Genomic DNA, 25350 nt, shown 5'->3' with positions numbered 1-25350 from the left:
ATTCAGTGATAATGCAGAACTTATCCATTCAGATGCCACACCGCAACAGGTTCGCGCTGTCTACAGCGCGGACCAAAGTCTCTGCAATTTTCCCGGCGAACCGCTGTTTTGAGGTTTATGGGTGATCCCCGGAAATCGCCGGGCTCCCCTGCGCCGGTTGGGGTTGGCGTCGCCAGCGACCTTTCCAGTTTTCAAAGAGCACATAAAAAGCGGGAGTGATATAAAGGGTCAAAAATTGTGAAACAACAATGCCCCCGGCCACCGCAACACCCAGCGGAACCCGCGATTCTGCACCCGCACCAATGCCGATGGCGATAGGCAAAATGCCCAATACCGCCGCAAGGTTGGTCATCATGATCGGGCGGAAACGGGTGATGCAGGCATCGATAATAGCCTCTTCTGCACTGGCACCCTCGCGCCGCCGATGGACGGCAAAATCCACCATAATAATGCCATTTTTCTTGACCAGGCCCACGAGCATGATAATGCCCACGAAGCTGAACAAATCCAGTTCCTGATGAAATATCCACAAAGCCAGCAGCGCGCCGAAACCTGCCAGTGGCAAAGCGGTCAGAATGGTCAACGGGTGGATGAAGTCTTCGTAGAGAATGGCCAGAATCGCATAAATCAGGGCGATGGTGGCAAGAAGCAGTAAGGGTAGTGTGCTCGTGGATTGAGAAAAGGCCGCTGCCGAGCCGCCAAACTCTCCCTGCACGTTGGCGGGAAGAATTTGTGCGGCAGCTTTTTGCACCCGTTGGGTGGCCTCTCCCAGGGAAACACCGGGGGCCAGATTAAAGGAAATGGTGACACTGGGCAGGCCATCATAATGACTGATACTCAAGGGCCCTACGCCATAGGCAAAATGGGCAATGGCTGCCAAGGGGACTAGGCCAGCCGTACCGGGAATGGTAATTGCCGAAAGGGCTCCCAGATTTTCCTGAAACTTTCGCTCCAGATCCAGAATGACCTCGTACTGATTGGTGGAGGCATAAATGGTCCCAACCTGGGTGCCGCCGAAGGCAAAGTTAAGGGCTTGCTCAATGCCCTGGGGCGTTACTCCGAGGGCTTGGGCACGTTGGTGCAATACATGGACCTCGATTTCGGGATTGGCGAGTTGCAGATCACTATTGACGGCCTGGAGTCCCGGCACTTTGCGCAGGGCTTTTACCAATTTGGGGACTGCCTCGTTGAGACTGTCCTGATCTTCACTCTGGAGAATGTATTGGTAGTGAGACTGCGACGACACCGGCCCCATCTGAATGGCTGGTGGCAACTGGAAGCTGGCCTCGACGCCATTAAAGTGGCTGACAATTTGGCGCAACTGGGTGATGACCCGCTCTCCGGAAGCTCTTTGCCCCAGCGGTTTCAGACGGATAATCAGGCGTCCGGTATTAGCGGACCCGAAAGCGCCCGCTCCCTGTCCGGCGCTGGACATGACCGCCTGTACGGCCTTGTTGTGACCTACGGCCGTGGCGATACGTTGCTGGGTATTTTCCAATTGACTGAAGGAGATACCCTGAGGGTACTCCAGATTGCCCATGATCATGCCGCTATCTTCGCTGGGAATGAACCCTTTAGGCAGAATGACGAACAGGCCGATCATGCCCAGCAGGCTGAGCAGCGCAGCCATATACACCCAGCCGCGATGCTGCAGGGTTGTGCTTAAACTACGTCCATACCAGTTGCGTAGCCGTGAGAAACCTGACTCAAAGCGGCTGGGACTATGATGTTTTACCCGCAAATAACGGGCGCAAAGCATGGGGGTCAAAGTCAGCGAGACCAGTCCGGACATGAGGATGACAATGGCTATCGTGACTCCAAACTCCCGAAACAGACGACCAATAATTCCACCCATAACCAGAAAGGGCAGGAACACCACAGCCAGCGAAAGCGTCATGGAAATGACGGTAAAACCAATTTCCCGGCTGCCGGTAATGGCCGCGTGGAAAGGTTCTTCACCATTTTCTTCGTGGCGGGTGATATTTTCGAGCATGACCACGGCGTCATCTACCACAAATCCGACGGCCAAAGTCAGGGCTAGCAATGTCAGGGTGTTCAGGGTGTAGCCCAGCTCGTAGATAATGGCGAAAGTGGCCAAAATGGAGGTTGGAATGGCTACTGCCCCAATCAGGGTGGGACTTCCCCGGCGCAGGAACAGCCAGAGCACGCCCGCTACCAGCAGGGAAGCCAGAAGCAAGGTGATTTCCACTTCTTCCACGGCGGAGCGGATATAGTCCGCCTTGTCATAAACCACCGTCATTTTCGCCCCGCCGGGCAGACTGGCAGCAAGCGTTGGCAGGCGCTTGCCGATGGCATCGGAAATGGCGACCGTATCGGCGTCGGGCTGACGGACGACCGCCAGAATCAGGGCGCGCTGGTTGCCAATCCAGCTGGCAATCTGATCATTATCCACCCCATTGCGCACCTGAGCGATGTCGGAAAGAGGGACTACAGCGCCGTTGGCAAAAGTCACCGGCATGTTGGCAAAAGCCTGGGCGTCCTGCAGCTGACCATGCACATTCACTGCGTAATTACGGACGGCGCCCAGAACCGTTCCCTGGGGTAAATTCACATTGTGATTGTTGATGGCCGTGCTGAGATCCTGCAGGGAAATACCATGCGCCTGCATGGCAAATGGATTGGCATGAATGCGCACGGCGTAATTCTGCTCACCAAATATTTGCACCTGCGCTACCCCGGGAATACCGGAAATAGCCGGGACCACCTTATCTACTGCGCACTCATTGAGCTTGTAGATAGGCATGTTAGGTGCGGAAAGAGCGATGAATTCGATGGGAGCCGCTGAAGGATTCAGCTGTTTGACAAAAGGTAGACTGGTCATGCCGGGTGGCAACAAATGACTGGCCTGGGTGACGGCATTGGACACATTCTGGGTGGCCACGTCGATATTCTGGCTGAGATCAAACTGCAGAATAATACGTGTGGAACCCTGATTGTTGACGGAATTCATCGAAGACAGCCCGGGGATGGAAGAAAACTGTTTTTCGAGAGGTGTGGCGACGGCACTGGCCATGGTTTGAGGGCTGGCGCCAGGCAAACTGGCCGAGACCATAACCGTTGGAAAATCGACACTGGGTAAGAGGGCGACCGGCAAATTGGTAAAGGCAAAAATGCCGTAAATCACTAGCCCGAGGATGATGATCACGGTCATCACCGGGCGCCGGATGAATAACGCCGAGAAATTCACGAGGGGCTACCTTGATGCTGCCGCTTGGTAGAGTGCTTGGCCTCACCTACTTGTACGGCAGCACCGGGATAAAGTCGGGCCGGGAGCGGGAAAATGACCTGGGTATGGGTCGTAATGCCGCTAATCACGGCCTTCGCTCCCGTTTCCCAGAGAACCTGAATGGCTTTGTCCGTTGCTTTGCCCTGTTCGACGGTATAAACGAAAGGACCGGAGCTACCCTGCTGCACAGCTTCTACGGGCAGCACCAGAGCATGAGCGACGTGCTGGACAGGCATTTGCACCAGCACGTACTGGCCCGGCCAGAGTTTATGGTCGGTATTGGGCACCGAGACCTGCAGGCTGACCGTGGCGGTGCTGGCGCTGACGGTGTTGTCAATAAAAGTCAGCTTGCCTTGAGCCAGAAGCGTCCCACCTTTTTCGTCCTGAATGGGCAGATTGGTGTTTTGGGTTTGTGCCTGTCTGGCGGCCCCCAGTTGTGCTTGAGGTACACTGAAGTTGATGGTGATGGGGTTGATTTCATTGATGGTGGTTAACTGCGTTTGATTGGCGACCACCAGATTCCCGGCTTTGACCAGTGCCAAGCCGATGCGACCATTGATAGGTGCGGTAATCCTGGTGTAAGACAGATTAATCCGAGCCTGTTGCACAGCAGCTTGATCCTCGGCCACCTGAGCCGCCGCCGCCTGAGCCTGGGAAACCGCCTGGTCAAAGCTCTGGCGAGTAATAAAGTCCTTTTCCGCCAGGGGGCGATCCTGATTAACCAGATTGCGGTTGTAGCGGGCAGTAGCCTGATCGGCAGCCAGTTTGGCCTGAGCCTGGGCAAGCGCCGCCTGGGTTTGGGCCGGATCAATGGTAAACAGGGTTTGACCCTTGCTGACCATGGCGCCCTGCGTGAAAGAGATATTTTGTAACAGTCCCGAAGTTTGCGGAATGATGGTGACGGTCTGGATAGGTGTCACGGTACCAAGATAGCCGACGTAGTGGGTCATATCCTCTTGGGTCGGGCTGGTCAGTTGTACCTGAAGCGGGGGCATTTCATGTCGGGCTTTGCCCTGACACCCGGTCAGACCCAAGGTGACGGCGGTCAGGAGGAAAATAAGCGGATAACGCATCACGGTTTTTGTGCTCCCAAAGGCATGCCCACGGCCTGGCTGAGTTGCGCCAGTGCCACGTAACTGCTGACCAGATTTTGAATGAGGGTGTAACGCGCCTGCGCCAGAGTGGATTCTGCCAGTAACACATCCTGGATGGTGGCTTGCCCAACGCGATATTGTGCCTGAACTACTTCCAGAGCTTTGTCGGCGTTTTGCAGGCCACTGCGAGCTCCCGGCCATGCTGCTGCCGCACCTTGAAAACTATGATAATCCTGCCAGACCGTACTTTCGGTGCTGTTTCGACTGCTGGCGAGATTGGCTTCGGCCTGATCACGCAAAGCCTCGTTCTGACGAACTTGGTAATGGTTATTGAAGCCTGTAAATAATGGAACCGTCAGAGTAAAACCAACGGTCCAGGTATCGCCGGGTCGAAAGCCACCCTGAAACAGGTAGCCATAGGAACTGCTGGCCCCCAGAGTAGGCAAACCACTGGCTTCCGCGCTACGCACATTGGCTTGGGCCGCAGCCACCTGAGCGCGCGCTTCCTGCAAGGCCGGGTTGGCGCTCAGTGCAGATTGCATCAGGGTTTCTGCTGCATCGTGCAGTTGCGGAGGTGTTTGATTAAGCCGTAGCGGGTGAATTTTAAGCAGGGTTTTGGGACTCAGGCCGAGGGTGCTGGCCAGTACTCCCTGGCTGCTGCGCAAAGTCTGCTGTTGCGCGGCAAGGGTGGATTGCGCCTGAGCCATAGCCGCCCGCGCCTGATACAAGGCACCCACTGTTGCCTGACCAGCGCGGTGCATGACTTCTGCGGCTTCCAGGTTTTTTTGGTTCTCGGCAACGGTTTTTTCATCGGCAAGCAGCAGGGACTGGTTGCCGAGCATCTGATAGTAGGCCTGAGCCACGCTGAAGGCCACAGCTTGGATTTCCTGATTCTGGGTGAAGCCGGCTACCCATTCCTGGGCTTTTGCCGCATCGGTTTTGGCGGAGCGCAAGCCAAAGTCCCAGAGGGTGTAGCTGAGGGTCAAATTGGGATTGACGCTATTGCGGGCAGGTACGGTAAAGCCCGCCGTAGAAGCCGACTGGCGCCGTGAAGCCGAAGTGCTGAGGGTTAAATTTGGCAACCAGGCACTTTCTGCTACACCCACTCCTGCTGCTTCGGCACGCAGGGAATCCCAGGCGGCTGCTGTTTGCGGATTGTGGGCAAGGGCATAAGCGGTAAGTTGGGGCAGGCTCCAGACCTGGTCCTGTTCAGCCGGGCCAAGCGTATGGGCATCGGGTATGGTCGGCAGTTTAATGGGTCCGGTCCATGGCTGTCCGGGTTGCTGGCTGATTCCGCCATCGGTATCAAAGGGATCTGCCAACCAGCCCATCACTCCGGCATCCGCCTGAGTCAGTCCGGTGACCGCCAGCAAGACACCAGTGACTGCGCTTAGCACTTTGTGGGGCACGCTCAAGCTCCTTATTCTGGAGTCTGCATTCTCCTGAAAAAGCGCCAGAGAGGGAAGCAGATTTTTGTGCAAAATTGTTGCAAAGTGTGAATGGATTCGGCGTCTTATTCACAATTATTGACAATTTGTCGCTGGCAACAGGTGGGTCAAGTCGTTAACGTGTGTTTCACGGAAAGGGACGCACCTTTTCCCCCTGAAAGACGAGGAGCAATGTGATGTCAAAATTGAAATATGCAGTATCCGGTTTGCTGATTGCCGCATTTGGTATGGCTGCCTTGCCAGCATTTGCCGAAGATGTACCCCCGCCGCCCATGGCCGGACATGGCCCGAAGGGACCGGAGATGATGCACGGTCATCACGGACCATGGCAGCATGGTCCCATGCGTGGGCCCTGGATGCAGAATATGCCCGTTCCCATGTTGATGCCTATTGTCTGGCACCATGCGATTGACCTGAAATTGACCCCGGCACAGGAGAGTGATCTGAAAAATTGGCGGAATACTCAGCGTAAAGGTTTTCCGGCCTGGCGTCAGGGCATGATGACCCACAACAAGGCGCTGCGCGATGCGCTCCTTAATGGTGAATCGGGTGCCGCACTGGCGCCGCTGAAAGCGGCTGTGGTCAAAGATCATGAAATGATGCTGGATCGGGGTATTGAGCAGGTTCAGTATCTGCATAAAATCCTGACCCCGGTGCAATGGCAGACCGTCGTGAAGATGGCGGAGCACAAGGGTCATCGTCCTGGACCCTGGGGTAAATAAAATGGTTGAGAACGGCAAGATACTGCTGGTCGATGATGATCCCAGAGTGCGGACCATGCTGGTTCGTTATTTGGAAGGGCAGGGTTTTGCCGTTCAGGCAGTGGGGTCCGGGGTACAGATGGACCGCCATCTGGAGCGGGAATATTACGATTTGCTGCTTCTGGATGTCATGATGCCCGGCGAAGATGGTTTCAGCATTTGCCGTCGCCTGCGTGAGCAGGAGCCTCATCTGCCGATTATCATGCTCACGGCACGGGGCGACCTTAGTGACCGGGTAGAGGGGCTGGATGTAGGTGCTGATGATTATTTGCCCAAGCCTTTTGAACCCCGTGAGCTAACGGCTCGTATTCGGGCGGTGTTGCGGCGCAGTCAGGAAATCCGGACGGCGGATCCGGCGCCTGGGGCCATAGAATTCGGCCCCTTTCGTCTGGCTCTGGACACGCGCAGCTTGTGGCGGGGAGCGGAAAAAATCTCCCTGACCGATAGTGAGTTTTCCATTTTACATGCCCTCGCCAGTCACGCCTGGCAACCCTTGTCCAGAGAGCGTCTGCTGGCCATGAGTCATGGGAGTGAAGAAGTCACTGCAGGATCGCGGGGTGTCGATGTGTTTATTTCCCGGTTGCGGCGCATTGTCGAAACAGATCCGGGTGATCCGCGCTATATACAAACCGTGTGGGGACGCGGCTATGTGCTGGTGCCCGATGGAGGTAATGTCCCTGCGGAGCGAAGTGAAACCTAGCGCACTCTGATAAAGGGATCTTTTTGACGAGGACATTTTGGGCAAGCAGCGGCGGTGCTTCTCCGACACCGCACGCTGTCCGTTCAGAATGTCCTCGTCAAAAAGTTCATTTGCCTGGAAGCATTATGAAAAAAAATCGTTTCTGGTGGCCGGACACCCTGTTTAACCGGATGTTTTTGATTATTGCCGGGTTACTCTTTTTAAGCCAGTTGGCAGTTTACTGGTTTTTTAATATTTATCAGGCCAATCCCCAAGCCGAACACATGGCGCAGAATTGGGCGCAGATTCTGACCCTCAGCGAAAGCCTCAGTCCTGCTCAACGAGCCGCCATTCAGCCGATTTTGTCCCGACAAGGTTTGCAGGTGTTGCCTGCCAGCGTGATGAACGGGCGCAAGCCCAGTTTTCCTCCCTTAGTGAATGCCCTACAGCAACTCCGACAAATGGGCTGGCCGGACGCGCTGTTGCGTTTTGATCCGCGCTCCGGGATTTTGTGGTTGCAGACGCGTCCCGGTGCGGCTCTGGCCCTGGCCATGCCGATGCCACGTCCGGCAGGCTTACCGCTGCCCTGGTTTAAGCTTGCCGCTATTTTGCTTTTGTCCTGGTTGGGCGCGTATTTGGTTGTCCGTCAGGTTACCCGCCCCCTGACGCGTTTAATGCAGGGCGTAGATCGCTTGCGCAGCGGGGATACCCTGGGGGATTTGCCGGAAGCTGGGCCTGCGGATTTACGGCGTTTGGCGGAAAGATTCAATCAGACCCTGCGGGACCTGCAGCGTTTGTGGCGAGAGCGGGAAATGGTTCTGGTGGGAGTTTCCCATGATTTGCGGACGCCGCTGACACGGATGCGTTTAAGCGCCGAGTTTCTGCCAGCTGAGGAAGAAGCCCGGCAGGAAATCATCGACAATATTCAGGAAATGGACAAAGTCATCCATCAATTCATGGGATATGCGCGCAGCGGCGAACGCGAGCTGCTGGTAGAAACCGATATTGGGAGTTGGTTGCAGCAACTGGTGTTGCGTCAGCAGGCCGAAGTGCGTTGGCATCCTTCACCTACTCCCTTGCCGAAATTGGCCATTCAGGAGGTCGGTTTGGCGCGCGCGCTGCAAAATCTGATTGATAATGCCCAGGTACACGGCGGAGGACCCGTAGATATTTATGCCGAAAAGGCCGGCCGCCAGATGCTGATTCGGGTGCGGGATCATGGCTCAGGGATTGCCGAATCCCAGCTACAAAGTGTGCGTGCCCCTTTCGCTCAAGCGGGTAAGGGCGGTGGGATAGGTTTGGGCCTGGCTATTGTCGAACGGGTCATGGCCTACCATAACGGTCAGTTGAATTTGTACAATGCCCCTGATGGCGGCCTGGTAGCCGAACTGGTCCTGCCTTTGCGTCAGCCTTACTAAACCGATCCGTTCAGGGTGTCGGTTTTGGCGCCGGGCATAGCTTGCGGAGATTGGCTTCGGCGGAAGGGCTGAGATCGTGCCAGGCAATATTGCCGCATTTGCCACTGAGGGGGCCTTGCAGAGAGCCTTCCTGAGAAATAGTTTTCCCCACCGGAAAGTCGGCCACGGACACTGTAGATACAGTAGGTGCCGCGAGTTTTACTGCGGCGGCCGCTTCAGCCGCTTTTTGGGTCTGTCGGACCGATTGCTTATGCTGCCAAAAGAAAAAAGCCAGCACGGCGATCAGCAGCACAACTATGACTACGATCAGCCAGCGCCAGCTTTGGGTTGATTGCTCTTGCTTCATTGCTTCGGTCCCTCTCGGTGTTCAGCAAACCAACTGTAGCAAGGTAGTTGATGCATGGGCAATGCTGGCGTAAGAGCTGATGTTTTCGTTATAGTCGCGGGCAGAAAGGAGGTGCAGGCATGAGTGAAAAAATGTGGGGCGGGCGCTTCGCTGCAGGTACGGATAGTTTAGTGGAAGCATTCACGGCATCTATTCAGGTAGACAGCCGTTTATATGCGGAGGATATCCGTGGTTCGCAAGCCCATGCCCGCATGTTGGGGCGAGTGGGCGTGCTAACCGCCAGCGAGGTGGAAGCCATTGTCGCCGGACTGCAGCAGGTAGGACAGGAAATCGCCGAGCAGCGCCTGCCATTTGTCGACAGCCTCGAAGATATTCACATGCATGTTGAATCCCGTTTGACGGAAATCATCGGAGATGTGGGGAAGAAGCTGCACACTGGCCGTTCCCGCAACGATCAGGTGGCCACCGACCTGCGCCTCTATACCCGGTCCTGTGTGGATGATCTGGTCGCCGCTTTGCGCCATCTGCAGGGAGTATTTGTGGACCTGGCCGAGCGCGAGGTGGAAACCATTTTGCCCGGCCTGACCCATATGCAGGTGGCGCAGCCGGTCAGCTTCGGCCACCACTGCATGGCCTATGTTGAAATGTTTCAGCGCGATGCCCAGCGTCTCCAGGACGCCCGTAAACGGGTAAATGTGCTGCCCTTGGGCGCAGCGGCTCTGGCAGGTACCACCTTCCCGATTGATCGTTGGGATGTGGCACGGCAACTGGGTTTTGACGCCGTCGCGGAAAACAGCCTGGACGCCGTTTCCGACCGGGATTTTGTCATGGAAGTGCTGGCCGATCTGGCCATGATTGCCGTCCATTTATCGCGTTTATGCGAAGAATTGATTTTGTGGATGTCGGCACCTTTTGGCTTCATTGATCTCCCGGACAGTTTTTGTACGGGCTCCAGCATCATGCCCCAGAAGAAAAATCCGGATGTGGCAGAAATTATTCGTGGCAAAAGCGGTCGGGTGGTCGGTGATCTGGTTGCCATGCTGGTGCTGATGAAGGGTCAGCCCCTGACTTACAATCGGGATAATCAGGAAGACAAGGAAACTTTTTTTGATGCGCTGGATCAGGTGCGGGCCAGCGTTGAAATCATGAGCCGTATGTTGCCGGGCCTGCAAACCCGCCCCACAGTCATGCGGGCTCAGGCAGAACGCGGTTATGCCACGGCTACGGATCTGGCTGATTACCTGGTGCGTAAAGGTTTGCCTTTCCGTGATGCGCATGCGGTGGTGGGTAAAGCTGTGCGTCTCGCCCAAGACCGCAATATAGGCCTGGAGGCTATGCCCTTGCCTGACTTGCAGGCCTTGTCCCCACTTATTACCGAAGAGGTTTATCAGGTGCTGACCCTGGAAGGTTCGCTCGCGGCCCGTAATCATCTCGGCGGAACAGCTCCTGATCAGGTACGGGCGGCTATCGCCCGTGCCCGTGCGCGCCTGGCTGAGGAGCAATCGGCATGAAATCCCTGGCTGCTGTGGTCTTCGCCGGTGTGTTGGTCCTCGGTCTGTCGGGTTGTGGGCGGAAGACGCCACTGAGTCTGCCACCACCTCCCCCGGCACATCCTGCCGCCAATGCTGCAGCCAGTACTGTGGTGCCGGCGCAAAGTGGTCCGGCGATTGCCTCAACCGGGAGCGCTGAACATCCATGAACACCTTCCATTACCATCAGGGAGACTTGTACTGTGAGGATTTGTCCCTCGCGGCCATTGCCCAGCATTATCAAACCCCCTGCTATGTGTATTCCGAGGCGGCGCTGCGCGAACGCTACCATTCCTTCAGTAACGCACTGGGTGACAACACGCAGGTGTGTTATGCCGTCAAGGCTAACAGTAATTTGGCAGTGCTGCGTTTATTTGCAGAAATGGGTGCCGGTTTTGACATTGTTTCAGGCGGAGAACTGGAACGGGTGCTGCGTGCGGGAGGCGCAGCGAAAAAAATCATTTTTTCGGGTGTAGGTAAGTCTGCCGATGAAATTCGTACCGCCCTGTCTGCCGGCATTGCTTGTCTCAATGTGGAGTCTGCAGCGGAGTTGTGGCGAATTGCCGATATTGCTGCTGATATGGGTCTGCGCGCGCCTATTGCCCTGCGCGTGAATCCGGATGTGGACCCCGGCACCCATGCCTACATTGCTACCGGCCTTAAGGAAAGCAAGTTCGGGATCCCCATGGATGCTGCGCGAGCCCTCTACCTGGAGGCCGCAAAACATCCTGCTCTGGAGCTCAAGGGCATAGCCTGTCATATCGGGTCCCAATTACTTAATCTTGCGCCCCTGGGCGAAGCGGTGACGCGGGTGCGTGCCCTCTATGAAGATCTCTTTGCCCAAGGCCTTACCCTGGAGCATCTGGATCTCGGGGGTGGAGTGGGTATTCGTTATCACGAAGAAACACCGCCCAGTCCTGCGGATTATGCGGAGGTTCTCAACCAGACCTTGCAGGGCTTGGCCGTCAACAGGGCCGTAGAGCTGGGCCGGGCCCTGGTGGGTAATGCGGGAGTTCTGCTGACCCGGGTGGAGTACCTCAAAGATAATGGCAGCAAGCAGTTTTGTGTGGTGGATGCAGCCATGAATGATTTGTTGCGCCCCGCTCTTTATGGGGCCTGGCACGATATTTTGCCACTCCGCCAGGATGTGGCAGCCGAGCAGGTCATGGATGTGGTTGGGCCGATCTGCGAAAGCGGCGACTTCATCGCCAAGGATCGCTCCGTTCGGGCGGAGGCCGCGCAATTGCTAGCCATTATGGGCGCCGGTGCGTATGGCTTCGCCATGAGCAGCAACTACAATAGTCGGCCCCGGCCTCCCGAAGTGCTGGTCCATGGTCATCAGCATCGCCTCATTCGTCGTCGGGAAAACTGGGATGATCTGATGGGCATGGAGCTACCCTGACCCGAATCATGGGTTAGAGACTCGCTGGCTGATCTGTATTGCTTGTTCTGCGGCCCTCCCGGATAGCCTTTTTCTGCTAAGCTTACAGATGTAGGTTGTTTTTTGTGGACATAGCGCTTGCACCGTTTGACGATGTTTTGGCCAACAGCCCGCACGCAAGTGAGGAGGCAGACATGGCAGCAGAAATGAAAGTATTCAGTACCGGGATTGATCCAGAAGACTGGATTCCCAGACGCTTCGCCCATCCCGGTGAAGGCAGGACTCCGTCCATTTTTTGGCAACATCTTCCTCCCAATACCAAGAGTCTGGTGTTGCTCATGGAACATCGGGAAGCAGAATCGGGGCAGCGGGTACATTGGTTGCTCTACGATATTTCTCCAGCGATCGAAGGGTTACACGAGGGAGGACCTCTTCCCGATGGTGTCCTCACCGGTCGCAACAGTTTCGGAACCTTGGGTTACCGCCCACCTGAGGCAGCGGCTGATCACCAGTTGCAGCATTATGATTTCCTGCTTCTGGCGACGGACAAAGCCACACTGGGTTTAGCCGAAGGGGCTGATTGGGATGCAGTAAAGGCGAGACTGCATACGCCAGGCCATGATGCCGACCAGCTTGGCCCGCCCCCTGCAGAAGATCCGCGTGCCCGCGAAATGCACAGTTTGGGGCATGTGCTGGATCATGCCGAATTCTCCGGGCATTTCGCGCTGGATAATCCCTGAGCGGGAATGCGTTGTCGGCAAGGGTGCAATCCCTGCAGGGCAACGCCTGTTTCTGAATGTGAGCGTAAGCTCTGCTGCCTGACTCGTCACGTCTGAGGTTATCCGCACATGACGAAAAATTCAGCACCCTCAGTTCGTGGGGGCGGCTGAGGATAATTTTACCGTGCCCTGCAAGAGCCGCGACCCTTGACTTGACCGAAGCTGCTCCACCGCTGATAATACGCGGCCTTGACGCTGTTCTGGTGTCAATTGCGTATGTATGGGAATGTAGCTCAGTCGGTAGAGCAGCGGCCTTTTAAGCCGTGGGTCGCGGGTTCGAATCCCGCCGTTCCCACCATTAAAAACATCAAGCTATTAATTTAATTGATATAAAGTCTAATGTATGCAAACCATGGCGCCATACTTGAGTCCAGAAAAAGGGGTAAAATATGGTAACCATCAGATCACGGGAAAGGCCGGGATAGCATCTCGATAGGCTGGCAAGCTCAGATCAAGCGTAAGGGATTTCCTCTACAGGTAAAGATCGTTCGCACTTGCACCAATCACTGCGCTGCTGCCACCCTAGCCAACGATTCCTGCATCCGCTGCGATTCATTTTGCGCCTCAGCCAGGAGCTGATCCCAGTCATCAGGCGGATGCCCGCTTTCCAGCATCTTACGGAACACCCGGTAGGCGTCGTCGTTGCGCTCAAAGGCACGTTTGGTGTTTTCGTCGTTCACCCAGGCGTAGACGATCACCTTGCTCGGGGCGTGGTAGCGGAAAAATAGTCGGTACTGCTGGAAGAACTTGGCCCGAAACCAGTGCTTGTGATCGTCACCGAGCGTCCCACCCTGGCGGTACTCCGGCCGCGTCGGATCTTGCGGGATGACATCGAACGCCAGCTTGATGATCGCGGCCAGCCTTTTGCTGGCGTTCTTTTTTACGTACCCGTCCGGGTCCTTCCGCTTCAGGGGCTCGACCTGCCGCACCAGCGTTTCAATCTGCGCCAAGAACAGTGGATGGGCGAAGACCGTCCAGCCATGAATGACCAGTGGTTCAGGCTTCCCCGCGTTCATTCATCGTCTGCCGACAGGGCGGCATCAAGATCGACATCAACGCCGCCGACCAGCGATTGGAGGCGTTGGAGGAGTCCGGCATCCACAGCTTGCAACCGCTCGGGATGGTGAGAGATTTCGGCAGTGAGGAAGTCGAGGAACTGACCGAGTACCGGATCTTCCCCGTGGGGTGCTTGGGCACGTGTCAGCACCACCTCTCCGCTGGAGCGAATGGTGTAGTGGATCTTGTCGCGCTTGCCCAGCTTGAGGGCGCGACGCACGGTTTCCGGCACAGTGGTCTGGTAGCGATCGGTGAGCGTGGATTCGACTTCGAGGGCCGCTGCCATGGCAGTCTCCTAGCAGATTTGGGGCGGTGCCAGAATGGTAATGCATGCGCATTACCATTTCAATAAGGTTTTTTGTATGCCTAAACTTGGGTATTTGCTTAAAAGCGAAGGAAAGAAAGACTAAAAAGTAATTTTCATGATGCGTGTTTATGGACTCAATCGCTCGCATTCTGCGCTACTCTGAAAGAGGAAAAGACATGAATTGTGGTCATCATAGATTTCGTGGATTGTTTTTGAGCTGCTTTTATATTATTGGCTGTATAGGTTTGCTGTTTACCAGCAGTTCGGCTTGGGCGGATAAATTGGAATTGCATGTTTATGGTCCAGGAGGCCCATTACCTGCCATGAAGATGGCCGCACAGGCGTTCTCCAAGAGTCACCAGATCAAAATGCTGGTTGAGGCGGGACCCTTTGAGAAATGGCGGGATCAGGCTATGGCTAACGGCGACCTCATCTATAGCGGGTCCGAGAACATGATGACCAGCTATTTGCAACGGCTTCCCGACCTTGTGGACGTAAAAACCATTATCCCTGCTTATTTAAGACCGGCGGCTATTCTCGTCCATCCGGGTAACCGGCTGCACATCCAAAACTTTCGGGATCTCCTCAAACCGGGAGTGAGGGTGATGGTGGTACAGGGCGCAGGGCAAACAGGTCTGTGGGAGGACATCGCTGGCAAGAACGGTAACCTGAATACTATTCGACGACTGCGCGCCAATATCGTTTATTTTGCCCCCAACAGTGCGGAAGCTCTCAAACGCTGGACGGGGACCAACCCCCCTGATGCCTGGATTATCTACAACATCTGGCAGATTGCACATCCGCAGGTCGCCGATTTGGTGCCTCTGGGGCCACGTCATATTCTCTACAAAATATGGCTGGAGTGACTGATTTTTACCAGGAAGAGCGCAGCGCTGGCATTTTTTGTCCCAGTAAGGTTTCCAGTTTTTCAATATCCGGTGCGTAAATTTGTTCCAGATACTGACGTGCAGCCGGATCTATCTGCGGTTTGGAAGCGGCTTTCAGGATCAGATTCTGATATAGCCACCATTGCAGCTTTCTGGGCATCAGATGATAACCAACCCAGCGAGCTAGCGGACTGGATGCGCAACGCCGCGACCAGTTACCCCGGGGTGCCTTGAAGCCATTGTGCACCTGTTCCAGATCCATTTCCTGAAAAGGCGCAGGATCAATGCGTAAGTGTGCAGCTACGCGCTCCAGAGCCTGATTGGTTTCATTCACCAAATCATCAAACTGCAGGACCAGTACCTGGTCCTCGCCAAAAATCCTAACATAGCGCTGCACCTGATCGTGATACAAACCAAGATCCACATACAGCCGGGACACGCCCCAGCCTTTTTCGCTTTGCGCAAAATCCTCCCGAAGTAACTCTACTGAAAATGGAAGATCCACAAGACCCTCACGAAAATCCATCAGGTAGTGGGAGTGGGCGCGGCTGACCGGGTCGCGCAATAAAATGATCATACGGGCATCGGGGGCGACGGCATGAATGCGTTCTGGTGCCTCCGGGTACCAGAGGTTGGAGGTGCTGGCATCGCCAATGGCCGGAAAGTCCCCGGCATTTTCGTAAAGATGCAGGTAAGCATGTTCTTCACTGAGATGCTCAATGAGATGCTTATATTCAGGCTTTGGCTGAATCCGGGCAAAGTAATGTGGTTCTTTGAGGGCCGGTAAAAATACCTCGGGATGCCCCTGAAGGTAACGATATAAAGAGGTGGTGCCGCCTTTTACCGTGCCGGTAATAAAAAAATTGGGCCAGAGGGCATGGCTGCTGGGATTTATGCGGGAAGGGTCTGAACTGGGCAAATCAACTCCTTAACTGAAGGTTGGTGTTGCATCCGAAGCTGTAAGCCCGGCTAACTCGCCCCAGTATAGCATTTCCCGTCTCTATCCTGTCTGCAGCAGCTAACGGGGTGACTGCCCTGCTGGCGGACTATGATGCACAAAAACCTTCAGGGAAGAAGATAGTCTGGCATTTCAGGGCAAGTTTCTGGTCATGATGCGCAAATACGCTTCTTGTGCGCCGGTGCTTAAATTCTCCACTTCATGTAAGCGCGCTCTCACCCATGCGTCGGCTTTTTCTGCATTACCTTTGGCGGTAATCAGGTTTTCCCAGTCTTTTGCGCTGACGTGGTTATGTGAAAAGTGGTTATTATTCGGTGGGGAAGATGGATTAAAAGAGGATGTTATGTCTCTTTCCTGATGTTGATTCAATAGCTTCATAAGATGATCACCCCGCTGTATGGATCGCTGAATTGGAAAAGCGATTTTCAGACAGGCTAAACGATCAGCTTGAGCAGGCCTAACGATAATTATTAACGAGGATATCTACAAAACCGAAGTCCAATAATGTCGGATTACGTCAAGTATTCGGGATTTTCGATCATCTCCAGAAATTTCTGGAGCATTATCGAGCGCCGGTCGGGTTGTGGTGCGGCCATGAAATTCAGGCAGACCATCTGGTGGCTTTCCAGCGTGGCGGTAGCTACCTGCCAGTCGGAGCGCTTATCTAACACTCTTTTGCTCATGAAGCCAATGCCCAGGTTCGCATTGATCATCGTGCCTACCGATTCAATATCGGCTACTTCGATAAAATGCCTGGGGACGATGCCACGGCGGCGAAATTCTTTTTCTATGGCGCCGCGTACAGCAGAACCCGGTTCGCGCCAAATAATGGGATAACTTTCCACCTCTTCAAAGGAAACCTCCTGGCGTCCGGCAAGAGGATGCTGCAGGGGAGTGACAATGACAATTTCATTATCCTGCCAGGGTACACTTTTGAAATAATCGGGCAGCTCCGGAAGATCGCTGTCACCTTCATAAAAAAACACATCTACTTCCCCTGCCGCTGCATCTTTCCAGTATCGTTCGCCACTTTTGATGTAGAGATTGATCCCCGGATATTGCTGCCTGAATCGGGTTAGAAAAGGAGGTAAATAATAATTGGCAATGAGACTGGTAGAAACAATATTGAGTTCCCCTTCCATGAGGCGCTGACGACGCCTAATAATGCTGTCAATATCCCGCAGGACGCGGCGTAGGCGTTCAATGTCGGGAATGAGTACGGCTCCCGCCTGAGTGAGCTTTACGCCATTGATTTCACGAGTATAAAGAGGCTCACCGACCAGTTCGGTCAGTTTTCTCAATCGTTCGGAAATGGCCGATTGGCCCCGATGTAGATGCTCGGCTGCCGCACTGATGCTGCCATGCTCGGCGATGGCCAGTAGGGAAAGAAGTTGTTCGTCATCTGCCATTATCGATTTCTCCGATAAAGTTACCAATAAAATACATTTGCTATGATGTCTGGTGTATCCGTATGTTTAAACCCTATATCGCACTTTACAAATATAGGGAAAATATTTCCATGTCCACAGAAAGTTTAGCGCCCTCAGCCGATACGCTCTCCGCTACAGTGCGTCGGCTCCACTCTCAAGATGGTCAGCTCCTTGCAGAATCCGCCCTATCCAGTCATCGTATCAACGACTATTTGCAGGAGATTGCTTATCATGAACCTTTGACTGCATTAGAAGAAGAATCTCTGCTGAAAGGAATCCAGCACAATGATCGTGAAGCCTGGCATGAATTACTCGAAATGCATTTACGATTGGTTTTGCGTATTGCGCGGAGCTATCACGATCAGGCACCGTATGCTTTGATTGATCTTATTGAAGCGGGTAACGTGGCGCTGATTGCTGCCGCTCGCCAGCTTGTCGTGGGTGGCAATGAACGTTTTGCCATTTATGCGACCCGCCACATTTGTCAGCATCTGGATTCCAGTATGCCGGTGCGTGGTTCGGCGTTGGCTTAGAGCGAAAGATCAATAATACTCGATAATTATGCAAAGGTTGTGGGGGGAGTGCTGTGACAGCAGATCTTTTTGAAAACTTTCCCTTGCCTGCCCCGGCGGCGGAATTGCTTGAAGAAGGGGTCACATTTCTGAGGGGGTGGGCCTTAGCTGATGCTGAATCCTTGATTCATGCGGTGCAACGAGGGTTGATGCAGTCGGCACTGCGGCAGATGTGTACCCCGGGTGGAAAAACAATGTCCGTCGCTATGAGTAATTTCGGCTCATGGGGTTGGGTGTCGGACAGGCAGGGTTATCGATATGTGTCCAAAGATCCAGAAAATGCGGAGCCTTGGCCGGAAATTCCCGCCATTATTTTGAATTTGGCTCAAGCTGCGTCGAAAGAAGCGGGCTTTGCCGATTTCACGCCAGATGCCTGTCTGGTGAATGTGTATGTTCCTGAAGCGCGGATGTCTTTACATCAGGATAAGGACGAACAGGATATGGATGCGCCGATTGTTTCCGTTTCTCTGGGTTTGCCAGCCACTTTTCTGTTTGGCGGTGCGCAACGTCGGGATAAGGTGAAACGTATTTTTGTAGAGCATGGTGATGTGTTGGTTTGGGGTGGCCCTGCCCGCCTGCGCTATCATGGTATTGCTCCGATCAAACACGGAGACCACCCTCTCGTGGGTGCACAGCGCATTAATCTGACTTTGCGTAAGGCGTACTGAAATTGCGGATGTCGGTCTTTGCACGCTGAACGCGATTGACGTCGTCCCAACGGGAATTGTTTTGCATATTCTGCAGGAATAATATGAGCCCTCGTGTTCCGAAAGCCAACAACAGGAGTGCTCGTGAGCGTAGAAAATTCCGACGGAAAAGAACTGAGAAATGTGGCATTGGCTATTGGTACCGCCCGTACCCGCTGGGGTCATTATCTGAAAGTGACCACCTTTTTTATTACTTTTGTGTTGACCCTGCTCATTCCTATGGGGGTTATTGTCATTTATTACCTATGGAAGCACGGCGCGCAAATTATCAGTGAAAGAGAAGCGTTGACGGTTTCTTCGGCAACACTTCTCGAATATGGCAATAGTATGGGCGAAGAATAAGCCGAGGCTGGTGCAGGTGGTGGCAAAAGTACCGTCGGCGGACGATGGCGCTATTCCGGCTTTCCCCAGGCATTTTCAGGCAGTTTGGCATATTGTCCGGTAAACTTTTCCTGTTCCACGCTGAAGGAAACAGGGGTTGTGTCGCCGGATTGATAACGAACAATCCAGAAGTAATCGAAGGTTTTCTTGGGCCAGGTTTGAGGCACGTTCTTGAATTTATCGAGATGCAGCAATTGCCGGAAAGTGACCTGCTGTCCTGGATACCGGGCTTCCAGCTTGGCATTGGCAATATGTTTATGTTCCCACATGATGACCACAACCTTCTGATCATAGGCGGGATTGGTCATGATGTCGTGAACGGCTTCCTGGGTACGGAGATTTTCCTGCACCATTTTCTGGGGTTTGCTCAGACCGGGTTCCGGAACGACCGTAAAGGCCGTCACCGGAAGTCCCCAGCTCTGCGCTGTCGGCGTCATGGTTTCAATGGTATGTAAAGTAATGGCCATGAGGGCGGCGGGTTTTTCGTGTGCTGGCAGCAGGCTATGGGTTGCGTTTTTTCCCAGATACTGCTGGGCGAGCGCCGCTGCGCGGGCCTGACCCACGGGTGACAGGGCGTAGTGGTTCATTTTTTCACCATGGCGCAGCAGAATGATTTCAGCCGGTGTGGCAGAAGCTACGAGAGGCAGGCAGGCGCCACCTAACGCAGCAATCAGCATGGTGGTAATAAGTTTGCGGTTGTTCATGTTTGGACTCCAGTATGGGTAAATAGGTGGCAACACCATGAAATTTAACGACGCAGCAGCAGTCCCCGGGCTACCCCCAGAATGAATGCCGAACTGAGCACGCCAATGACCGACATGGCCATGCCATCACCAATGACGCCTTGCCGAAAATTGGCATAAATATAAGTGGAAATCACCTGCACCCCCGCAGGCTGCAACATCAGCGAGGCGACCAGTTCGCGCATGGAAAGGGCAAACACCACGGTCGCACCACCAATCAGCATGGGCCAGGCGATGGGAATATGCACTTTCATGAAAGTTCGCAAGGGCCCACTTCCATGGACCCGGCTGGCGTTGTCAAGTAACGGCGGTATTTGCGCCAGCCCGGCGCGGGCATAGCGCATGGCAAAAGGAAAAGTGGTGGTGGCGTAGGCAACACCGAGAATGGCGGTAGTGCCGAAGACGGGTAGATGGTTCCACGGCGCATTCCAGAAAAGGATCATGCCGACGGCCAGGACAACGCCGGGTATGGCCATGGGCAGGGTGGCCAGCAAATCCAGAAAAGCAGCAAAACGACCACCACGACGGACAATGTTGGCCGTCAGCAGGGCGGCTACCATGGTGCCAAAAGCCACCAGGGCGGCGAGTTCCAGGCTGGTTTCGAGGGCCCCGAACGCACTGGATTGATGAGAGAGAATATGATGGTAATGATGCCAGGTGAAATTGCTGAATTTCAGTCCTACCGTAATGGCTTTCTCAAAAGACACTGCCAGCACCGCCCCGATGGGTAATAACATGGCAATCAACACAAAAGCAGCTAAAGGAAGCATTGACCACCAGCGGCTTGGATAGCGAAGCTGGTGGATTTGCCCACGGTTTTCATTGGCCAGGGGGCGATAAAAAAACCAGGCGACAATGCCCAGAGTACACAGTACCAGGCCGATGGCGGAGGCGCGTGGTAAATTGACGGGCCAGACATTGGTGGCGGACTCAATGCTGGTGCTGAGAACGGTGACCCCGGCATAGCCACTCAGTAAGGCAGGAACACCAAATTCTGCTGAAGTATCCAGAAAAACCAGCAAACCTGCAGCGGCCAATGCGGGCAGGACCAGGGGCAGAACGCCGACGCGAAAGGCCCGCCACAGTCCTGCTCCGTGTACACGCGCCGCTTGAATCAGGCGAAAATCTCCATTTTGTAATGCTGCGCGCAGAATGATGTACACCAGCGGGGTGAGATGCAGGGCCATTACCGCAGCCATTCCCGCTAACGAGTACAAAAAAGTTTCCAGGGGTGTTCCGAGAATATGGATGAGTTGTTCAATGAGTCCTACCGGACCAACCAGCAAGGTCCAGGCCTCGGCAGTCAGGTAAGGCGGTATTAAAAAGGGGATAAGAATCAGCCCTTCCCAAAGTAAGCTGAATTTGGGCGGGGCGTAAAACATCAATAACGCCAGCATCAGCCCGATGGGCAGCGCAAAAACCACCGCCAGAGCGGCCATGCCTGCGGTGCCCAGCAGGGCGTGGATAAAGTGCTGGTCTACACCCAACTGCAGCAGAGCCATGCCATGATGATGGCTGGCATCGGGCTGCAGTGCCTCGAAAACAATGGTGGCGAGCGGTGCGAGAACCAGCAGGCCAAGGATGCCAAAAACCAGCAGCCGATTCAGGCTGCGTCCCATCATTGACCGAGAATGTCCTTACGGAATTTGGCCAGTACGCTGGCGCGGGTTGCGGCGACTTGATCCCAGTTGACGGTCATGACGGGGTAAGTACCGAGCTTGGCCAGGGCGGGTTTGGCGGCAACGCCATTCAGCGAAGGATAGAGATTATATTTGGCGACGAGTTTTTGTCCGGCAGGGGACATGGTGAAATTGACAAACTGTTCAGCCAGTTTTTTATCCGGCGCCGACTGCATGATCATGATGGGGCGGGGAATCAGCATGGTGCCTTCTTTAGGGTAAATCAGCTGAATGGAGTTTCCCTGTACCTTGGCCTGCACGGCGGCATGACCAACGCATTCCACCATGCCGCTGCGTTCACCGGAAAGGACCGGCATCAGTGCAGTATGATTAGTCCCCGGCCAGACGGTACCATTGGCTTTCAGGTCGGAAAAATATTGCCAGGCCTTGTTGCCGTATTTATCCACAAAGGCAATGACAAAATCCGAAGCCGTGCCTGAGAGCAGCGGATTGGGCGCGGTAAGGTGGTTTTTCCAGACGGGAGCGGTCAGATCAAACCAGCTGGTAGGCATGCTCGCGCCTTTGGGTAAGGCTTTGGTGTTCATGACCATGGAAACCGTATCGGCACCATAGGGCAGGAAAGGTCCTTTGAGCTGCATGGCCGGGAAAAGATTTTTATCAATGCTTTCAGTCTGATAGTCATACACCATCTTGTCTTTAGCGAGTTCGAGGCCGGCTGTCCAGTCGGCGACCATGACCACGTCGGCATGCGGATGATTGGCTTCAGCAGCAAGGCGGGCCATGACTTTTCCGGTGCTGGATGTCCACACGGCAACATGATCACCAGATTTTTTGCTAAATGCGCGCGCCAGGGCCTTGGCTAAAGAAGCTGGTGCAGCACTGTACAAAGTCAGCGTGGCGGCAGAGGCGGTGCCTGCAAATGCCAGACTCATGATGGCCAAGGTAACTTGTTTGACTACGGGTTTCATGGGGTTTTCTCCTGATTTGCGGAAGTTTCGGCAGGAATGCACCAGCCGTGATTCGGGTAAATTTGCCAGTGGCGCGGACCCAGATTGCTTTGCTGGGAGTAGCTCAATAATTCGTGCTGGTCAAAAGCCTGCAAATGCACCAGATAGCGACCATCACTCCAATGGGAATGAATGGCTTCGGCAGCAAATGCGGCTTCCAGGTTATCGCTGTCAATGTCTCCGGGGCGCAGCAGCAAAAGGCCAGGCTTGCCTTCACGCAGTGTATCGGCCCCCGGTACCCATATTTTCTGGCCATTTTCCAGCGCGACTTCGGCTTTGCCGCTCTGATATTGAACAACCTTTACGGGTAGGCTCCGCACGGAGCCGCTGAGTCGCGCTACATTTTCACTGGCCGGAAAACGGAATAGTTTCTCCGGCTGATCCCATTGTTCCAGATGACCGCTATGGAGAACTCCGACATGTTGGCCCAGATAAAATGCTTCGCTGGGATCATGGGTGACATGCAGTGCGGCAATGCCTTCTTCACGAAACAGGGTACGGAGAAAGTAGCGGATTTCTTCGCGAACCCCCTGATCTACGGCGGATAAGGGTTCATCCAGTAAGACCAGGCGCGGACGGGCGATGATGGCGCGGGCTATGGCAACCCGCTGCCGTTGCCCACCCGATAGTTCATGGGGTTTGCGTTTTGCTGCAGTGGCAGGAATGTTCATTTTTTCCAGCAACCGCATAGCCCGCTCGCGATCCACCGGCAGCCCCTGAGCGCGCAGGGGAAAAAGAACATTATCAATCACCCGGAGGTGGGGCCAAAGTGCCGCGTCCTGAAAAACCATACCAATGCCGCGTTTTTCGGGAGAAATCTGTAGGCCTCCGGCGGTGAATACATTTTGACCGCGCAGCCGAATGCTCCCTGCCTGGGGTTTAATGAGCCCGGCAATGGCCGCCAGTAAGGTGCTTTTGCCTGATCCCGATTCACCCAGCAGGCAGGCGTAACGACCATCTTCAAGATCCATCTGGACGTTACTTAATACTGTCTGGGCGCCGAAGCGCACATTCAGTCCCTGCACGGAAAGCGCCGGTTCGTTGGGCACCGCCGCGATTGCTGGCCGGTTTTTTACCTGTAGTTCAGCAACCATGGAACGTTATTAGACGTGCAGTATGCTTAATTACAAGGATATTCATCACTGTACGGCTACAATCAGCTTGTTTTGAGGCATGACAATTATCTCCATCTATTTATGGAGCGTAGTGTACGCCTCGAATGTGACAGTTTTATGACAACAGGTGATAGGAGGAGGATTTCTCTTGGATGTAGGTCTGTTAGAGGCCGGGAATGCTGGTCAAGCCACCATAGACACCTAGCCCGGCAGACAGAACGACTACAAAAAGAACCAGCCAAAGGTATGGGCCACGCAGGCGATGCTCGGCAGGGAGTGCTTTCATTGCCAGAGCGACCAGGAAACCAAGAACCAGGGGCAGCAGCAGGGCGTTCATGACTTCCACACCAATATCCAGGCTGACCAGATCGGGTATGCTGATTACGGCCACGGCACCGGCGATGATGATGGCGGTATAGATTCCGTAAAACCAGGGCGCGTCTTTGGGATGGTTTTCGAGAGAATGGCGGAATCCGGTGACTTCTCCCCAGCCCCAGGCTCCGGCCAGCGAGGCAACGATGGCCGCTACCATGCCAGCCCCCAGAATACCCAGGGAAAATACCAGGCGTCCCCAGGTGTCGCCCAGGTACGGGGTGATGGCCTCGGAGAGTTGATGGACGGTATTCAGGGGCGCGTTAGGATTGAGGCGGCCGATAGTGGCCGCTGTGGCAATCAATACGGCGGCCATGATGGCCTGGGTGAGGACCGCGCCAATGGCCGTATCCCAACGGGCATGACGATAATGTTCGGGATGAAGTCCCTTATCGGCAACAGCGGACTGCTGATAAAACACCATCCAGGGCATGATGACGGCGCCGATGTTGGCTGCTACCAGCATCATATAGTCCTGGTTAGTAATGGGTGCATGGGTCAGGCCGTGGAGAATATCCTGAATATTGGGGTGAGAAGCCCAGGCGATCCCGAAAAAGGCCAGTTCAAACAGGCCCATGATCAGGGCAATGCGCTCTACGCGCCGGTAAGAGCCGGTCCAGACAATGGTCAGTAAGGTGGCTGCAGCGAGAATAACGCCCACGGCACGCGGTAATCCATAAAGATGGCTAACCCCTGCAACGCCTGAAAACTCGGTTAGCAGAGCGCCGGTAGTGGCGATGCTCAGTCCGGCTACTGACAAATAAGCCCAGCCGGTGCCAAAGGTTTCACGAATCAGTTCACCGTGTCCCTTGCCGGTGAAAATTCCCAGGCGTACGGTGAGCTCCTGTACTATGTAGAGAATCGGCATAAGAATAAATTGCAGCAGCAGTAGCTTGAAGCCCCACTGCGCACCACTTTGGGCGGCGGTGATGATGCTGCCGACATCGGTATCGGCGAGCATGACGACCAGGCCGGGGCCAAGTACAATCAGAAAAACAGACCAGCGGGAGTGACGCTGAGGCATCGTGGAGTTGTTTGCAGTCATTATTAAGAATAATCCGTATTTACGTTTTTGATCTGCGAATGATTCCTGTTTAATGATAAAATGTCAAGTCCTGAGAGGTGCAATGACTGGAAAATGTAGCCTGACCACCAGCCCTCCCTCTACGGCATTCTCAAAATGTATGGTCCCGCCGTGCAACTCCATGATGCGCTTGCAGATGCGTATTCCAATACCCGCACCATGGCCGGTTTGACGCGGAAGTGTGCCCTGATTCATGGCCAGGAGATGCGCCGCAGAAACTCCGGGGCCGTAATCCCACAGTTGTATTTCCGTGTGTTCGGGATGACTGAAAACCCGAATCTGTAGGCTGCCGTCGCCGTAACGGCGCGTATTGTCGAAAATAATCCGAAACACTCTCTCCAGCGCCAAAGGGCGACATTGAAAAGAATTTGCAGTATCAGCAGAATGATTTTCCGCAACGCTGATGTCC

26 protein-coding genes and 1 tRNA gene are annotated in these 25350 nt (G+C 54.5%); 12 read left to right on the top strand and 15 right to left on the bottom strand.

From position 1 onward, the window contains the following. Positions 1-115: 115 nt before the first annotated feature. The 3 genes from HJG40_RS03105 to HJG40_RS03095 are packed head-to-tail and all read right to left on the bottom strand — an operon-like array spanning position 116 to position 5750. Positions 116-3208 (bottom strand): efflux RND transporter permease subunit, encoded by a 3093-nt coding sequence (locus HJG40_RS03105; protein ID WP_215862841.1) that lies wholly within the window; start codon positions 3206-3208, stop codon positions 116-118. Next, positions 3205-4320 (bottom strand): efflux RND transporter periplasmic adaptor subunit, encoded by a 1116-nt coding sequence (locus HJG40_RS03100; protein ID WP_215862847.1) that lies wholly within the window; start codon positions 4318-4320, stop codon positions 3205-3207. The genes HJG40_RS03105 and HJG40_RS03100 overlap by 4 nt, the downstream gene beginning before the upstream one ends. Next, entirely contained in the window at positions 4320-5750 is a 1431-nt protein-coding gene (locus HJG40_RS03095) for a TolC family protein (RefSeq protein WP_215862840.1), read from the bottom strand. Before HJG40_RS03095 ends, HJG40_RS03100 begins: the two co-directional genes overlap by 1 nt. A 215-nt stretch (positions 5751-5965) precedes the next feature. Here HJG40_RS03095 and HJG40_RS03090 point away from each other — a divergent pair, with 215 nt between their 5' ends. The 3 genes from HJG40_RS03090 to HJG40_RS03080 all read left to right on the top strand — a co-directional run bounded on the left by HJG40_RS03090 (position 5966) and on the right by HJG40_RS03080 (position 8647). Then, on the top strand, positions 5966-6511 hold the full coding sequence (locus HJG40_RS03090; RefSeq protein ID WP_215862839.1) for a Spy/CpxP family protein refolding chaperone: 546 nt from the start codon (positions 5966-5968) through the stop codon (positions 6509-6511). A 1-nt stretch (position 6512) separates the two neighbouring features. Beyond that, positions 6513-7250: a response regulator gene (locus HJG40_RS03085; protein ID WP_215862838.1), complete on the top strand. Its 738-nt coding sequence runs from the start codon at positions 6513-6515 to the stop codon at positions 7248-7250. Between the two features lie 125 nt (positions 7251-7375). Further along, positions 7376-8647 carry an ATP-binding protein gene (locus HJG40_RS03080; protein WP_215862837.1) on the top strand — a complete coding sequence of 424 codons (1272 nt, stop codon included), beginning with the start codon at positions 7376-7378 and terminating at the stop codon, positions 8645-8647. 10 nt (positions 8648-8657) lie between these two features. Here HJG40_RS03080 and HJG40_RS03075 read toward each other — a convergent pair whose 3' ends face one another. Next, on the bottom strand, positions 8658-8993 hold the full coding sequence (locus tag HJG40_RS03075; RefSeq protein WP_215862836.1) for a hypothetical protein: 336 nt from the start codon (positions 8991-8993) through the stop codon (positions 8658-8660). 119 nt (positions 8994-9112) lie between these two features. Here HJG40_RS03075 and argH point away from each other — a divergent pair, with 119 nt between their 5' ends. From argH to HJG40_RS03050, 5 genes are all read left to right on the top strand, one after another. Then, positions 9113-10504, top strand: a complete 1392-nt coding sequence (gene argH / locus HJG40_RS03070; protein ID WP_215862835.1) for an argininosuccinate lyase — start codon at positions 9113-9115, stop codon at positions 10502-10504. Further along, positions 10501-10692 (top strand): LPS translocon maturation chaperone LptM, encoded by a 192-nt coding sequence (gene lptM / locus HJG40_RS03065; RefSeq protein ID WP_215862834.1) that lies wholly within the window; start codon positions 10501-10503, stop codon positions 10690-10692. The genes argH and lptM overlap by 4 nt, the downstream gene beginning before the upstream one ends. Beyond that, positions 10689-11924 (top strand): diaminopimelate decarboxylase, encoded by a 1236-nt coding sequence (gene lysA, locus HJG40_RS03060; RefSeq protein WP_215862833.1) that lies wholly within the window; start codon positions 10689-10691, stop codon positions 11922-11924. Before lptM ends, lysA begins: the two co-directional genes overlap by 4 nt. A 173-nt stretch (positions 11925-12097) precedes the next feature. Continuing rightward, positions 12098-12643 (top strand): YbhB/YbcL family Raf kinase inhibitor-like protein, encoded by a 546-nt coding sequence (locus HJG40_RS03055; protein ID WP_215862832.1) that lies wholly within the window; start codon positions 12098-12100, stop codon positions 12641-12643. Between the two features lie 261 nt (positions 12644-12904). Continuing rightward, positions 12905-12980: transfer RNA gene (locus HJG40_RS03050), tRNA-Lys, on the top strand. A 205-nt stretch (positions 12981-13185) separates the two neighbouring features. Here the strand turns inward: HJG40_RS03050 and HJG40_RS03045 are convergent. Beyond that, complete coding sequence (locus HJG40_RS03045) at positions 13186-13698, bottom strand: type II toxin-antitoxin system YhaV family toxin (protein WP_215862831.1); 513 nt, start codon at positions 13696-13698, stop codon at positions 13186-13188. Then, entirely contained in the window at positions 13695-14024 is a 330-nt protein-coding gene (locus tag HJG40_RS03040; RefSeq protein WP_215862830.1) for a type II toxin-antitoxin system PrlF family antitoxin, read from the bottom strand. Before HJG40_RS03040 ends, HJG40_RS03045 begins: the two co-directional genes overlap by 4 nt. 149 nt (positions 14025-14173) lie before the next feature. Between HJG40_RS03040 and HJG40_RS03035 the strand changes: the two genes are divergently transcribed. Further along, on the top strand, positions 14174-14911 hold the full coding sequence (locus HJG40_RS03035) for a substrate-binding domain-containing protein (protein WP_368355868.1): 738 nt from the start codon (positions 14174-14176) through the stop codon (positions 14909-14911). Positions 14912-14918: 7 nt separating this feature from the next. On the opposite strand, the gene HJG40_RS03030 is transcribed toward HJG40_RS03035, so the two are convergent. From HJG40_RS03030 to HJG40_RS03020, 3 genes are all read right to left on the bottom strand, one after another. Next, positions 14919-15851 carry a sulfotransferase family protein gene (locus HJG40_RS03030; protein ID WP_215862829.1) on the bottom strand — a complete coding sequence of 311 codons (933 nt, stop codon included), beginning with the start codon at positions 15849-15851 and terminating at the stop codon, positions 14919-14921. A 171-nt stretch (positions 15852-16022) separates the two neighbouring features. Beyond that, the gene (locus tag HJG40_RS03025) at positions 16023-16268 is read right to left on the bottom strand and encodes a hypothetical protein (RefSeq protein ID WP_215862828.1); all 246 of its coding nucleotides are present in this window, start codon (positions 16266-16268) and stop codon (positions 16023-16025) included. 134 nt (positions 16269-16402) lie between these two features. Next, a complete protein-coding gene (locus tag HJG40_RS03020; protein ID WP_215862827.1) occupies positions 16403-17299 on the bottom strand; it encodes a LysR substrate-binding domain-containing protein in 897 nt (298 codons plus the stop codon). Between the two features lie 110 nt (positions 17300-17409). Between HJG40_RS03020 and HJG40_RS03015 the strand changes: the two genes are divergently transcribed. The 3 genes from HJG40_RS03015 to HJG40_RS03005 all read left to right on the top strand — a co-directional run bounded on the left by HJG40_RS03015 (position 17410) and on the right by HJG40_RS03005 (position 18941). Beyond that, positions 17410-17853, top strand: a complete 444-nt coding sequence (locus HJG40_RS03015; RefSeq protein WP_215862826.1) for a sigma-70 family RNA polymerase sigma factor — start codon at positions 17410-17412, stop codon at positions 17851-17853. Between the two features lie 53 nt (positions 17854-17906). Continuing rightward, entirely contained in the window at positions 17907-18560 is a 654-nt protein-coding gene (gene alkB, locus HJG40_RS03010) for a DNA oxidative demethylase AlkB (protein WP_215862825.1), read from the top strand. A 123-nt stretch (positions 18561-18683) separates the two neighbouring features. Further along, on the top strand, positions 18684-18941 hold the full coding sequence (locus tag HJG40_RS03005; RefSeq protein WP_215862824.1) for a hypothetical protein: 258 nt from the start codon (positions 18684-18686) through the stop codon (positions 18939-18941). 50 nt (positions 18942-18991) lie between these two features. Here the strand turns inward: HJG40_RS03005 and HJG40_RS03000 are convergent, their stop codons facing one another. From HJG40_RS03000 to HJG40_RS02975, 6 genes are all read right to left on the bottom strand, one after another. Next, a complete protein-coding gene (locus tag HJG40_RS03000; RefSeq protein ID WP_215862823.1) occupies positions 18992-19684 on the bottom strand; it encodes a hypothetical protein in 693 nt (230 codons plus the stop codon). 44 nt (positions 19685-19728) lie between these two features. Further along, entirely contained in the window at positions 19729-21345 is a 1617-nt protein-coding gene (locus HJG40_RS02995) for an ABC transporter permease (RefSeq protein WP_215862822.1), read from the bottom strand. Then, a complete protein-coding gene (locus HJG40_RS02990; protein WP_215862821.1) occupies positions 21342-22331 on the bottom strand; it encodes an extracellular solute-binding protein in 990 nt (329 codons plus the stop codon). The genes HJG40_RS02995 and HJG40_RS02990 overlap by 4 nt, the downstream gene beginning before the upstream one ends. Further along, positions 22328-23419, bottom strand: coding sequence for an ABC transporter ATP-binding protein (locus HJG40_RS02985; protein WP_215862820.1), 1092 nt, complete (start codon positions 23417-23419; stop codon positions 22328-22330). The genes HJG40_RS02990 and HJG40_RS02985 overlap by 4 nt, the downstream gene beginning before the upstream one ends. Before the next feature lie 229 nt (positions 23420-23648). Then, positions 23649-24902 carry an NRAMP family divalent metal transporter gene (locus HJG40_RS02980; RefSeq protein WP_215862819.1) on the bottom strand — a complete coding sequence of 418 codons (1254 nt, stop codon included), beginning with the start codon at positions 24900-24902 and terminating at the stop codon, positions 23649-23651. A gap of 63 nt (positions 24903-24965) precedes the next feature. Further along, positions 24966-25350 (bottom strand): sensor histidine kinase (locus HJG40_RS02975; protein ID WP_215862818.1); only part of this gene is annotated, 385 nt, incomplete at its 5' end.

The organism is Acidithiobacillus concretivorus, from assembly GCF_018853445.1.
Taxonomy (GTDB): Bacteria; Pseudomonadota; Gammaproteobacteria; order Acidithiobacillales; family Acidithiobacillaceae; genus Acidithiobacillus; species Acidithiobacillus concretivorus.
The sequence above is the reverse complement of the archived record's forward strand: the minus strand, read 5'-3'. Positions and strand labels throughout refer to the sequence as shown.